The following is a 13032-nucleotide window of genomic DNA, read 5'->3' as shown; positions in this document are numbered from 1 at the left end:
TGATCATGATGCAGTGGGTTCTTGGACTGATACTGGCAGCAGGCATCGGGTTGAGCTTAGGACTGATGGGTGGGGGTGGGTCGGTGCTGGCGTTGCCCGTGCTGGTGTATGTGATGGGGGTTGCTCCAAAATCCGCGATCGCCATGACATTGATCATTGTGGGGGCCGTCAGTCTACTGGGACTCATCCCCCACTGGCGGGCTGGCAACGTCAACCTGAAAGTATCACTCCTCTTTAGTTTGGCAACCATGGTAGGCACCTATGCGGGAGCCAGAATTGCCACGCTGCCGATCGTCAGTGAAACGTTCCAAATGCTGCTGTTTGCAGTGACGATGTTACTGGCTGCTGGCTTTATGATTCGGCGCAGCTTCAAGCCATCCAAACCGGATGATGCCTTGGCGTTCTATCCCAAATCCCTTTGCAAATACTGCTGGCTGTGGCTATTAACTGAAGGGGTACTGGTGGGTATGTTGACTGGGCTCGTTGGGGTTGGGGGTGGTTTTGCCATTGTTCCGGCCCTGGTGCTGCTGGCGAACGTTCCCATGAAACAGGCGATTGGTACGTCTTTGCTGATTATTGTGGCCAATTCTGTTGCTGGCTTCCTGGGCTATCTGGGACATGTTTCCATCGACTGGCATTTGGTGGTATCGTTCATTTTTGCAGCCAGTTTGGGTACGCTGCCCGGTGCCTATCTGGCTCGTTTTGTCTCCGCCCAAAAGCTGCAAAGAGGCTTTGGCTATTTTCTGCTGGCGATCGCCATCCTGGTACTGGTGCAGCACCGCCGCAGTCTGCAGGGCACCCAGCAAGCAGAACCGACAGCCTCCCAGGTTACTGCAAAATCGCAAAGGAGTATGACATGACCTCAGAGCAAAAGCGTATCTTGATTGTGGGGGGAGTTGCGGGCGGAGCCTCCTGTGCGGCCCGTGCCCGTCGCCTTTCTGAATCCGCTGAGATTACTATCTTTGAGCGCGGCCCGTTTGTTTCGTTTGCTAACTGTGGTCTGCCCTACTACGTGGGTGATGTAATTACAGATGAGAAAAAGTTAATCGTTGCCAATGCTGATCTGTTTCGACAACGCTTCAACATTGATGTCCGATTAGAGAACGAAGTCATTGCTATCGATCGGGACACCACCCAAATTACGGTCAAAAATCGCAAAACCGATGAGATCTATCAGGCCTCTTATGATGCGCTGGTCTTAGCGCCTGGTGCGGCTCCCATCCGCCCACCCCTGCCAGGAATTGATTTACCTGGGATCTTTGCCCTGCGAACTATCCCGGATAGCCGCCGCATTCGGGATTGGATTGATGCTCATCAGGTGAAACGAGCCGTGGTGGTGGGTGGAGGATTCATTGGCTTAGAAATGGCCGAAAATCTGGTCAACCGGGGGATTGCTGTGACGATCATTGAAGCCCAGTCGCAAGTGATGGCTCCCCTTGATCCGGAGATGGTTACTCCCGTACATGAACGCTTGCGATCGCATCAGGTTAATCTTTGCCTCAACGACAGCGTCACCCGATTTGATCTTAATACCAGGGGTGGAATTAGTATTTCGACGAAATCAGGAGCTAGCCATACGGCTGAGCTGGTCATCTTAGGCATTGGGGTTCGGCCTGAAACAACACTGGCAAAAGCTGCAGGACTGGAAACTGGCGATCGTGGAGGAATTCGGGTTAACGATCAAATGCAAACCAGTGATCCAAAGATCTGGGCGGTGGGAGATGCGGTTGAAGTCAAAGATTTTGTCACGGGTGAGTGGACGGTGATCCCTTTAGCAGGTCCTGCTAACCGCCAGGGACGTATTGCAGCAGATGTCATCTGTGGACGCAATAGCACCTTCCGGGGTGTGCAAGGGACTTCCGTTTGTGGTGTATTCGGGTTGACGATCGCAGCTACCGGAGCGAATGAGAAAACCTTACAACGCCTGGGCTGGGATTATGGCAAAGTATATCTCCATCCAGGGCATCATGTTGGCTATTACCCGAACGCAAAACCCATTGATTTAAAGCTTCTATTCTCCAATCAGGACGGACGTATTCTGGGTGCCCAAGCTGTGGGAGAAGAAGGTGCAGAAAAACGAATTGATGTGATTGCAATGGCACTGCAAATGGGGGCGACAGTCTTTGACCTGGAAGAAGCTGAACTGTGTTACGCTCCCCAATTTGGGGCCGCCAAAGATCCGGTGAATATGGCGGGTATGATTGCGGCCAATGGTCTGAGAGGAGATGCCCCATTGGTTCACTGGCAACAACTTGCCGATCTAAATGGTGGCTTATTGCTAGATGTTCGGAGTGTTGATGAATTTGCATCTGGACACTTAGAAGGTGCCGTCAATATCCCGCTGCCGCAACTGCGCGATCGCCTGCATGAACTGAATCCCGAGCAGGAGATCTGGGTCTATTGTCAGGTCGGACAGCGGGCTTACTATGCCACTCGTGTGTTGCGGCTGAATGGGTTTAATGCCCATAACCTGAGTGGTGGATTCAAAACTTACCAGGCAGTCTCATCAAGTTAAGCACTCAACTGCAATCAGTTGGGCGATCGCAGCACCTGCAAGAATATCCCTCATGCTCGTTTTGATAGCTGATGCGATGCAGTTGGCAGCAAAGCGTTCTTCAGGTTGATCAGGATGGTGGATGAGATGGATTCTCTTCGTTCATTTGCCGCTCCATGGTGGCGATCGCGGCGTTTACGGCAGCCAATCTGGTTTCCAGGTTATCTCGCATCCACTTTAAAAAGTCTAATTGATGTTGCCGATGAGATTTCTGAGTCATCGATCCGGAGTGGCAACAGAAGTTCATCCAAAAAGGAAACATGAGTAATACTCCTTGAATCAGAACAATACATTTACCAGAGTAGCGTATTCCTGATGATGATTAAAAGAGCCGTATTCCTCGTGCTAAAATTGCTGCAAACAGAGGAATCAGGGCAAACCCCACTAATTCTCCCCTGATCAGCCAGGAAAGCCGCTGGACTTGGGGTAAGTCTAAATTGGGCAGTTTGTGATCCCGTAATCCTTTCACCCAGGAGATAAAGGAAAAGGTGGGATAGAGAGACAGCAAACCGACCACAATGAAAATCCCAACTTTAGTGTAAAAAACTGGACTGCTGAGATAGTAATCGGTTCCTTTGCCGAAATAGAGGACTCTCAAAATTCCGGTAATCAGAATTGTGGTTGCCGACAGGCCATACACAGTATCTGCCGTTACGACTCTCCAGGCTTCTTGCAAGCTGAGGTCTTTTTTCAGCGTCAGGCTTTCAACCACTAACGCTCCAAACGCCAGCATGAAGCCCAGATAATGCAAATACGCTGTAACCGCACTTCCCCACATTGGTCTCTCTCCCAGGGTATGATTGTTTAATCATCGTCAGTGACATTAAACTGCCATCTGCAAATTTTCCATCCACTTTCTAGGATGACGAACTTCGCGCCAAATTTCGGTTGCACTGACGGCACCATCCCCCACGGCAACAGTCACTTGGTTTAGCCCAACTTTTAGATCGCCAATGGCAAAGATACGAGGATGGGAAGTGCGCCCCAAATTATCGGTAACCAGATATCCTCCCTTGCGTTCCAAATTCAATCCCTCAAGGTAGTGATGGTGATAGCGTGCCCCCATTGAAATCAGTCCAGTTTCCAGAGGTACGACAGACCCATCGACCAGTTCTACCCCGCTCATCTGATGGTTTTGTCCCAGAAATCGTTTAATCGGGGTTTCAACCAAGCGATAGCCATATTCCTGTAATTTCTGACGCAGTTCCGGACTGACTGAAAACACGCCGTGGGTAAAGATAGTAATGTAAGGGGTGAACCAGCTTAAGTTAAACACTATTTCTTCAATACTGGCCTCACTGCCAGCAAAAAAGCCACATTGCTTATCCGCCATCTCATAGCCATCACACACCATGCAGACATGCAGATTATGTCCGGCGTATTCATACACATTTTGCATTTCATCTAAGGGGGGAAGATGATCAATAATGCCACTGGCCGCAATCAGATATTTAGCTCGTAACACAGGATAAATGCTATCCTGACGGCCAACCTTTACGCGCACTGCAAAGGTTTCTCCCTCGTCGACTACTTCTTCCACATATCCATTGAGCCAGTCTCCATTCAGTGACAAGTAATGCTGCTTACCCTTTTGTAAGAGTTCTCGCCCAGGAGTACCGGGAGGCAACCCCAAATAGTTCTGTAACTCCTGCATCCAAAAAGAGCGAGCTTTCCCTTTATCCACAATCAGGCTGGACAGACGAAAGCGTTGCAGGTAGATTCCGGCTGATAATCCTCCAGCTCCACCCCCCACAATTAAGGTGTCATAGACATGATCAAGATGTTGTTGAAGTTTGTGCTTAGAGAGTTGCATAGTGATTGATCAGAGTGTGAGAAATAAATTGCAAACTACAACGGATGCTGCTGATAGTGCGATCGCCACTGAATGATAGCTTGCCAGGAAGAAAAAACTTTAAGCTATAGGTTCTGTCGATACAACTTCATGGAAATGAGTAAAGTCGATATAGTGTTTTCCACATTTGGTTTGATGAATAATGTCCACCAGTTGGTAGTTCCATAAAATCTCTTGAGCCTGGTAAAGATGCCGAGCATGAACAGCTTGAATCACCGTTTCATCAGTTCCACTCAATGAAACAACTATTTGGGCTTTGAGTTGAACTAAGGATTCTGCGGTTTGCCCCTGTAGAGGACTTTCTGCATGGAACTCCGTTGTAATGGGTTACAACAGCAAAGCGACTGAAGAGAACGCGGGCAGTGGATCGAGAAAAACGAGCAAACGCCAGCCCAGTGACAACGGCAAAACCCAGCAACCCAACCAAGGCTTCGATCGTAGCGATGGTATTAGCATAAAAGGTTTGGGGGTATAAGACACCGTATCCGATCGAGGCCAGCGTTTGCACACTGAAAAAGAATGCATCCCAAAATGATCCAGGTTGGGCATTGGCAATGCTGTTTCTCTCAGCTAAATAAATGAGGGCAAAGAGAGCATTCAACATCCCATATACCAGCACAATCAGCAGGAGAAACCCCAACCAGGGAATTGTTAGCAACATATGGTAGGGATCGCTCCAGTAAGAGTGCCAGACTCCAGAATTTGGCAGTTGCAAAACTCCTTTTGGAACTAACCGGTGTTGTTGATTGGTTAGTGGTTTTTTTGCGTCGCAGCCGCATGGTGATTCCTCTTAGATTGTCAGCCCCAGGACACAATTTAGGCAATATTTGTTACAGAATCTTATTCCTGGTTACATCCGCATTCACCTTTGTGGTTGTGTCCACTTTCGTGATGAGAGTGATGCTCAACTTCTTCTGGAGTCAGGATGGCGAGAGAGCCTGTAAGATAGGCCGTAACGGCCGTATCTGGGTCAGTTTCAGAGGTGATAATGGGCTGAATCCCTTTAGACTCCAGACGACGCGCTAACCCATGCCCTATACTGCCGCTAATCAAAATCTGTACAACATCCAGGGGATGCGGGTTTTTTGGGGAACTCTCATGAAAGCTCTGGTTTTTGGAAAGTTGTAGCAGTTCCTTGTTTTGAATGGTGGCATTGTTTACGTCGTAAATCCAGAATTTTTGACAATGCCCGAGATGGGCAGTTACAGCGGTCTGGTTTTGGCTGGATACAGCAATTTTCATAGGACACCTTTCGATTGAGATTGAGAATTACAGGAAGTTTTGGGCATTCAGCAACAGCATTAAACCCACCAGGGCTTTTCTCCGGTACGGGGATCAGTTTCTGTCCAGGGTGAAATCAGAATGCGATCGTCGATCACCGCAACGTGAACGATTTTAAGGGGGAGGGGAGCTGGACCACGCACCACTGTGCCATCAGGGGCGTAAAGAGAACCATGACAGGGACACTGAAACTGTTGGTCGACCGGATTCCAGGGGAAGGTGCAGCCCAGATGAGTACAGTTATCCACAATCCCCATAGAATCTAGGGTGTTATCGTCTTTAACAATCAGGTAAGTGGGTTCTCCTGCCAGCCCTGCCACTAAGGCACGAGTGCCTGGTGCCTCTGCTGTAATTTGTGTGGCTGGAATCGGATTACCCAGGATATCCTTAGCCACAATGGCTCCTCCCACTCCAGTGGATTCAGAGGGGGGAAGGAAGAATTTGCCAGCCACGTAGAGAGCAGAACCAGCCGTAGCAGCGACCGTGGCCCCAGTCAAAAAATTGAGGAACTGTCGTCGGGATAAAGAGGGACTCTCGAAGGATAGACTGTTGTTCATGATGAACCTCCTTGACGTTAAATAGCCTATTCAGTAACGGATTAACTATTGAATGCTGCTACACTTGCTCATTGGGTTGGTTAGTACGAATTCCCAGAAGGCGATAAAGGCCACAAAAGCCGACTAGAGCAGTCACAAACAAAATGCCTCCCGCAATCAACAGTCCGATGCCCAAAGCAGAACCGTTGTATAGGAACAATCCCAGATAAAGCAAGACAGAAGCCAGCAGGACGCGGATCAGGCGATCGAGCAAACCTACATTCGTTTTCATAAAAAAATCTCCAGGGGTGAGCGGATTGCAAAAACCTTTTGCAGTAATGCAAGCAGCGATTTTGAAGTGAGCGCAATGTTTTTGTAACCTTCTTTAATATAACTGATTGGTCATAAAGTGGTAAAGTGATTTTATAAAACCGATTGATAATGAGGCAACCCGTATTATGTGGAGCCAATTGATTGTTAACCGACTTTCTCGCCTGATTCTACCTCTGGGCCTGATGCTTCTCATCGGCCTGTATCCCACGGCTGCCTTTGCTCAGACCGATCCAGCCGCACTCTCAAAAGCGGTACAAGAAATAGAGTTTTTAGATGCTATGCGCTCTGGTTTGGCTTCTACACTGGAAGGCAAAAGCGAAGAACCAACCTTACAAACCATGAAAGAAGTTTGCCGCCCAGTTGGAATGCGAGCAATGCAGTTGAGTCAGGAAAATGGCTGGCAGGTGAAGCAGATTGCATCCAAGTATCGCAATCCTGACCATGCACCAGATGACTTACATGCTCGCATGGCACTGGCTAAGTTTCAGCAAGATCCGGAATTGGTCGGCTTTTGGGATCGAGAAACGATCAACAATCAGGCAGGAACACGCTATTACCGTCGCATTAATGTGGAACAGAGTTGTCTTGTCTGCCACGGACTTAAAGATCAACGACCACAATTTGTTAAAGATAACTACCCTCAAGATTTGGCCTACAATTTTCGGGTGGGCGATCTGCGAGGTATGTATTCCGTTTTCATTCCGGATCTGAAGGTAACGCTACAAAGTGCGAAGTAGCATGCTTCAATACTTCGGACGGTTTTTGTAAAAATGCTGAAAACCCTTGCTAAGCCGTCAACTTTAGCCCTCGTCCTCATCCTTTTTACCCGCTATCTTGAATAACTTGAACGCTTGATTAATTTCGCCGTATCAACTCTGCTCAAATGATTGATTATTAAACTTGAGCGTCCGGCAGTTCTCTGTCACAGTACGAACGACATCATCGGGTACCCCATCAGGAATCTCTGCTTCGATTTCGAGCGTGATTTTGACCTTGGCACCGTTTAGAGCAGTGAGATGCTGGATGACCTCATTAGCGATCGCCGATGTATCGCGGTTGATCCGCATTGCATCGATATCGACGTTGCCATAAAACCTACGCAGGACAGTGGTCTGGCTATCTCCTGTCCCATTGTTTGCATCACCATCACCACCCGCTGTGCCGTCGCCATCCGTTGATAAGCCGCCCCCTGATGTTCCTCCATCCACGGTAGTTGTGGAGCCTCCAGATGTCATGGTGGTTGCCTGGGCTGCTTCAGCATCAAACTGCTGCTGGGCAATGTCAGGCTTCACGAGGAGGCTTTGAACGCTGATGTTTGGGTTGATGCCTGTTGCTGCCTTAAGGCCCAGGTATTTTCCTTTTTCCTCATCAAAAGCTTCGGCATAGGCGAAGTTGTCAGCCCAGATAGTAGACGCTACGCCATCTCGAACGGCTTCCAGAAGAACGGATTGATTCTTCAAGCGAGGGAGATAGAGGTACTGAGTGAGATATTCCCAGAGCCGTTTTAGATCGATGTGATTCGTGTCTCGCCAGAGATACTTATCGAGGGCTTCTAGCCGCAAGTTGGTAGCCGCATAGGTGGGGAGTAGATCCCCTTCATAAACGGCTTTCCTGCTGGCTCGGACGATCGGAGAGTCCTGCCCTTGTAGTCGGGTTTCCTTCCAATCGATACTGCCCTGAGCATCAGGCTGAATCGGAATTAGAAGCCACTGGTAGGTGTCGCAGAGGATATTGTCTACATCTTGGTTCGACTGGTTACGCTTTGTCGTTGCCTGGTTGCTCTGAAAGACATCCAGGTTGAGGGCTTCCTTATCACCGACAATGGACTCCCATGCGAGGTACTGGGCGGTATTCCGTTCTAGGTTTTCGATCTTGGCTTTGTCTGGGGCGAGGAAGAGAAGGGTGTTCTTGTAGTACCGAGGGCTACTGCCCTTGTGGTTTAAGGCATCCTCGACCCACAACCGAGCAGGGCTATCTTTACTCGACTGACTGTGGGGATGCTGCGGGGCTAGCACCACCAATCGGACGCCGAGCGCTGGATCATCGGGGATGTCAGCCGTGGAGTCGGGAGCGACATGAACAGCGCTGAATTCCCCACGAGCATGATCACTTTTGAGTCGTCGAGTAATCTCTTCCCAAACGAGGTAGCGATTATCGAGGAACTGGTTGGCTCGTTCTTGAGCGGTGCGGTTGACATTGGGCTGAGTGGAAACCCAATAGCGATTGCCATTGATGTAGAGGTAGGTAGCTTGGTCGGTGAGACGCCGGAGGGCATCACCAAAGATGGCAACTTTTTCACCGGGTTGAACACAGCCAAGCTTGATTCTCCGGTCTTCTAAGCCTCGATTCGAGGCCCGAAGGGTTGGAGCAGAACCCATGTAAATGGTTCGAGTCACCCGACGACAGGCAGAGTAACGGCCTAAGTTGGGGTTCTGCCGATCAATGGAAAGGGGAAGGGAGTTAGCTCCATCGACATCTTTGTCGATCACGGGAATCCAGTTGTCTTCTAGGTAGCGTGTCAGTTCAGACTGTACCTGTGGATCATCCATTGGCACATGGGCAGGCATGATCATAAGGCTTTGGTCGTTTCGTTCCCAGAGGGAGTGAATCACCTTTGCCATGAGTCGCAGGACACCACGGGTGCGCTGGAATTTATCGAGGGTAGACCAGTCGGAGTAGAGGCGATCGAACAGTTCAGGATGGATGGGATAGGCGTCTCGCATCCGTCGCTCATAATCACCTTCCTTACACTCTGTGGGAAACTCCTGTCCTTGGTTGCGATACATCTCGGAGAAAGCCCGAACGACAGCATCCCGTTGAACAAAGAGATTAGGGTCAGCCAATGGCTGAAAGAGCCGTCGCCGCACGATTTCAAAGCTTTCTTCAGCGCTAGCCGGTCGCCAGGGGGATTCAACCCGCCCGATCGCATTCTTGAGCCGGTCGAGGGCTTCTCTGCCGCGATCGCCCCCAATCTCAATATCGGATGACGGAATACTAACCACCAGCAGGGTTTTTTTGGCATTCTTCGCCGATTCGCTGAGGGTCTGGGCAAAGGTGAAATGCGTATCAAAGGTTCCGGCGGGCAGATCGCTCTTATCATGAAGCTGACGGGCATAGGCAACCCACTCATCGACCAGGATGAGAACGGGCGCATATTTATTGAACAGATCTTTGAGAGCATCTCCTGGATTGGTTGCGCTTTCGTCGGCTTGGCGCATCATCTCGTAGCCTTCTTTGCCACCGAGTTGCCAGCCAATTTCACCCCAAAGTGTTCGCACTTGAGTGCCGTCTGACTTTTGATGAATCTGTCCGGGGGAAATTTTGTTCCCGACCAAAACGACGGTGTTGACCTTCTCGGGCGGTTCATTCACATCCGCTTCCTGGAAAAGGGGTTCCATTCCCGGTAGGTCTTGGGCAGATGCCCTGAAAAAGAGGTGATAAAGGGCAAGCATGGCGTGGGTTTTACCACCGCCGAAGTTGGTCTGAAGTTCAATCACCGGATCGCCCCCTTTGCCGCTGAGTCGCAGCAGTGCGCCCGTGAGAAGTTGCTTCAGTCCATCCGTCAAATAGGTACGCCGAAAGAACTCGGTCGGCAGACGATATTCGTCAGAACCTTCATTTAGGTAGACTTGCCAAAGGTCAGCAGCGAATTCTGCTTGCTGGTAGCGACCAGAGGCAACATCCGGGTGAGGGGTTACAATATCCCGCCACGGCTTGAGTCCAGACATGGGCTGGCCGACCGTGGGAGCCACCGCCGCACGGCGAGTTTCCCGGCGAGCCTGGTCTTCAAAACGAACTCGCAGCAGTTCTTGTTTCTGTTTTTCGACTTGATCGGCTTCTGGTGCAGAAATGGCAGTGAGGAGACGTGCCATGCTATCGAGGGCACGATAAGCGTCGTCTGTTGAGAAGGTGGAGGTGTGTGCCCAGTCGTTTCGGGTATCTCGCAACTCACTGACGATACTTCGTTCAGTACGCCCTAACGTATTACGGAAGACGTTATTCCACTGCTCCCACATCACCATGAGCAGGGCAGAAACATCTTCTTTGAGGACATCTTGGACTTCACGGCGAGCCACGTAGTTATCGGGCAGGCTAGAGGAAGCAGGAATTAACCACCGATCGCCATATATGGCCTTCATCTCCCGCTCAATATAGGGATAAAGCCCATCGCGGAGTAAATTCAGGGCGCGTCCGACTCGTTCATGGTTGCTAATCGCCATAGGGGTGATGGGGTGAGGGTGGGATGAGGATAAGGAACCACAAAGGCACAGAGGATACAAAGAGCTTAGTGGTCTTGGTGTCTTTGTGGTTTAAGCGCATCTGTCACGATCCCTGCAAGCTCTAGCAGTTTGGAGCTATCTTTGGGAAGCAACTTGATTTTGAGGGCTTCATGGATCAGCCCAACCAAGGTTTCTTCAGGGTGATTTTGGAGATAGGTATTGAGTTGTTCGGCAAGCTGATCCGGTAGTTCGATGGTCAGGATTGCCCAGCATGTAGGACAGGGTTTGGGGTAGGGCACGGGTTACCGCAAAGTCACTGCGTTTTGACTCAATCACCACTAACCAGAGCATGTCATTCAGAACTAAGACATCAATGCGTCCCCGAATCACAGTTCCTTCGTCTTCCAGTTCGATATCGATGCTGGTTTCAGTGGTGATGCGAAACGGGCGACGATAGAAGCCTGCCAGATCGAGTAATGGCCCTAACACTACCATTTTGACGCTATTTTCTAGAACAGGCGGGTCTTCGAGTAGGTCTAAGTAATTGTCTTTTACTCGATTGAGCGCTTGCTGATCAAGCTTGCTGATAGGTGCTATTTCCCCTTGCCATTCTGAAAAGAATTGGGCATTGGTAGCTGGTTGCAAATTGAGGGTTTGCTTTAGGGTTCGTAGAGTACCTTCGGCAGCAGGAATCGCTTGAATCATGGCAACCTCTCTTTCTTCTACACGCCTAACGTGCCTTGTACGGGTTTTGATCGCGCTACCTCCGATGCTAAACGGTTTATTTCGGGCCAGGAGATAACAAGGCTGTTATAAGCAATTCCCTCCTGTGCCCAACCTTTTCTATCGCACAGGCTATAAAGCCGATAGGCAAGATCTCGTGCGATTTCTCCTCGGTTGCCCAGTTTAGCCAGCAGTTCTGCGGCACCCATTTCACCCTTTTGATCAAGTTCATGGATGAGATACTGAGCAATTTCCCAGTCGGGCATTCGGCTGTTGCTGGTGGGGTTCCAGTCTGACTTCAGCTCGCTGCGTTTGAGCAAGCGCACTTTGCCGCCCTTTGCTTCTAGGATGCCCGCATTGACCATGCCTTGAACACTGGTGTTTTTGGCCTTGGAGAGGGTTTCAGCATCGCCATACTGTCCTGGCTCAAACTGATATTGCTCAAACCAGGTGAGCGCCCAGCGGGTATCGCCATCGAATTCACCTTCCTGTTCGGTGAGGAATTCGTCGAGGACTTGGTTGATGAGTTGCAGGGCGGTGCGAACGCGCATGGGGGAGCCATCGTTTTCGAGGACGGCGGCATATTGGGAGAAGATGGCTATGCCGGGGCCGATGCTGGCTTGGGCAAGGTCTACGGGGGCGATGTTGCCTTGTTGGAGGGTTTTGAGGGCTTGGGGGAGGTCGCGTTTGAGTTCGGTGAGGAATTGACGACGGGTGATTTTGGGCGCGTCGCTGGGGCGGGGGCGGCAGACGAGGACGATGGAGGAGGCGAGGGCGTTGGTGCCAGATGCAACCATGCGGTTGCTGAGTTCGCTGCGCATGGGCCAGGTGCCATCAATACTGAAACCTGCCTTGATTAAGCCTTCTAGCATCGTTTCCCATCCAGTAGAAGCTACGGATTCATCACTTTTGCCTTTTTGATCGGTTTCCGCTTGTTTGAAGGCGTAATAAACCGTGAGGGGATAATTTGCATGGGAGATTTCATGCATTCGGTTGAAGGCTTTGCCCAGACCTTCTTCAAAGAATGCTTGGGTTTTTTGTTTGTTGCCATCAAAGCGATAGGGTGTAGCGACGAGTTCTTGAGCTTTGGGAACTAATAGGGTGCTAAAAATATTGGGATAAACAGAACCGAGCGCACGGCGCAGCCAGACATAGAAAAAGTCCGAAAGGTCTGCATACCCAATATTGTCGTAGTAAGGCGGGTCGGTGGAGATGAGTTTGGGGGTGGCGTCGTTGGGGTGAGGGGCGATCGCGTCGTGTTGGCTTACGTTTGATTCAGAATTGGGTAATAGGCTTTCAAGCACCTTAACAACCCAATCAATTGCACCATTAAAGTTGCCAGTGGAATCACTCATCGGATTGGCCTCTGCAAAATCCCAGACCATTGGAATTGCTTGTCTACCAAAGGTATGACTAATAGTGTCGCGCCCTGAACCCCAAATGCAAATACTGGAGTGATAGTCTGTCATCTTATCTACCGCAAACGCCAAATAAGTAGCGATCGCCTCTCCATAAGCCCTTGCCCCCGTTCCG

General features: G+C 50.2%; 14 protein-coding genes. 3 read left to right on the top strand and 11 right to left on the bottom strand.

What is annotated here, in order from left to right:
* The first annotated feature begins 5 nt into the window (after positions 1 to 5).
* Positions 6 to 860 (top strand): sulfite exporter TauE/SafE family protein, encoded by an 855-nt coding sequence (locus ACUVQO_RS12870; protein WP_445926273.1) that lies wholly within the window; start codon positions 6 to 8, stop codon positions 858 to 860.
* Positions 857 to 2515 carry an FAD-dependent oxidoreductase gene (locus ACUVQO_RS12865; RefSeq protein ID WP_445926272.1) on the top strand — a complete coding sequence of 553 codons (1659 nt, stop codon included), beginning with the start codon at positions 857 to 859 and terminating at the stop codon, positions 2513 to 2515. The genes ACUVQO_RS12870 and ACUVQO_RS12865 overlap by 4 nt, the downstream gene beginning before the upstream one ends.
* A 109-nt stretch (positions 2516 to 2624) precedes the next feature.
* On the opposite strand, the gene ACUVQO_RS12860 is transcribed toward ACUVQO_RS12865, so the two are convergent.
* From ACUVQO_RS12860 to ACUVQO_RS12825, 8 genes are all read right to left on the bottom strand, one after another.
* Entirely contained in the window at positions 2625 to 2774 is a 150-nt protein-coding gene (locus ACUVQO_RS12860; protein ID WP_445926271.1) for a hypothetical protein, read from the bottom strand.
* Positions 2775 to 2876: 102 nt separating this feature from the next.
* The gene (locus ACUVQO_RS12855; protein WP_445926270.1) at positions 2877 to 3332 is read right to left on the bottom strand and encodes a DUF2214 family protein; all 456 of its coding nucleotides are present in this window, start codon (positions 3330 to 3332) and stop codon (positions 2877 to 2879) included.
* Positions 3333 to 3377: 45 nt separating this feature from the next.
* Positions 3378 to 4367 (bottom strand): NAD(P)/FAD-dependent oxidoreductase, encoded by a 990-nt coding sequence (locus tag ACUVQO_RS12850; protein ID WP_445926269.1) that lies wholly within the window; start codon positions 4365 to 4367, stop codon positions 3378 to 3380.
* Between the two features lie 99 nt (positions 4368 to 4466).
* On the bottom strand, positions 4467 to 4730 hold the full coding sequence (locus tag ACUVQO_RS12845) for a hypothetical protein (RefSeq protein WP_445926295.1): 264 nt from the start codon (positions 4728 to 4730) through the stop codon (positions 4467 to 4469).
* Positions 4630 to 5121, bottom strand: a complete 492-nt coding sequence (locus ACUVQO_RS12840; protein WP_445926268.1) for an ion channel — start codon at positions 5119 to 5121, stop codon at positions 4630 to 4632. The genes ACUVQO_RS12845 and ACUVQO_RS12840 overlap by 101 nt, the downstream gene beginning before the upstream one ends.
* Before the next feature lie 125 nt (positions 5122 to 5246).
* Positions 5247 to 5648: a NifB/NifX family molybdenum-iron cluster-binding protein gene (locus ACUVQO_RS12835; protein ID WP_445926267.1), complete on the bottom strand. Its 402-nt coding sequence runs from the start codon at positions 5646 to 5648 to the stop codon at positions 5247 to 5249.
* A 59-nt stretch (positions 5649 to 5707) separates the two neighbouring features.
* Positions 5708 to 6244: a cytochrome b6-f complex iron-sulfur subunit gene (gene petC, locus ACUVQO_RS12830; RefSeq protein WP_445926266.1), complete on the bottom strand. Its 537-nt coding sequence runs from the start codon at positions 6242 to 6244 to the stop codon at positions 5708 to 5710.
* 58 nt (positions 6245 to 6302) lie between these two features.
* A complete protein-coding gene (locus tag ACUVQO_RS12825; RefSeq protein WP_445926265.1) occupies positions 6303 to 6515 on the bottom strand; it encodes a YgaP family membrane protein in 213 nt (70 codons plus the stop codon).
* 166 nt (positions 6516 to 6681) lie between these two features.
* On the opposite strand from ACUVQO_RS12825, the gene ACUVQO_RS12820 reads away from it, so the two are divergent.
* On the top strand, positions 6682 to 7293 hold the full coding sequence (locus ACUVQO_RS12820; RefSeq protein WP_445926264.1) for a Tll0287-like domain-containing protein: 612 nt from the start codon (positions 6682 to 6684) through the stop codon (positions 7291 to 7293).
* Positions 7294 to 7425: 132 nt separating this feature from the next.
* Here the strand turns inward: ACUVQO_RS12820 and ACUVQO_RS12815 are convergent, their stop codons facing one another.
* The 3 genes from ACUVQO_RS12815 to ACUVQO_RS12805 all read right to left on the bottom strand — a co-directional run.
* Entirely contained in the window at positions 7426 to 10776 is a 3351-nt protein-coding gene (locus ACUVQO_RS12815; protein ID WP_445926263.1) for a Swt1 family HEPN domain-containing protein, read from the bottom strand.
* A 195-nt stretch (positions 10777 to 10971) separates the two neighbouring features.
* The gene (locus ACUVQO_RS12810) at positions 10972 to 11481 is read right to left on the bottom strand and encodes a restriction endonuclease subunit R (RefSeq protein WP_445926262.1); all 510 of its coding nucleotides are present in this window, start codon (positions 11479 to 11481) and stop codon (positions 10972 to 10974) included.
* 17 nt (positions 11482 to 11498) lie between these two features.
* On the bottom strand, positions 11499 to 13032 hold a 1534-nt coding region (locus tag ACUVQO_RS12805), incomplete at its 5' end, for a DUF1156 domain-containing protein (protein WP_445926261.1).

It is taken from the genome of Leptodesmis sp. (assembly GCF_052746595.1).
The sequence above is the reverse complement of the archived record's forward strand: the minus strand, read 5'-3'. Positions and strand labels throughout refer to the sequence as shown.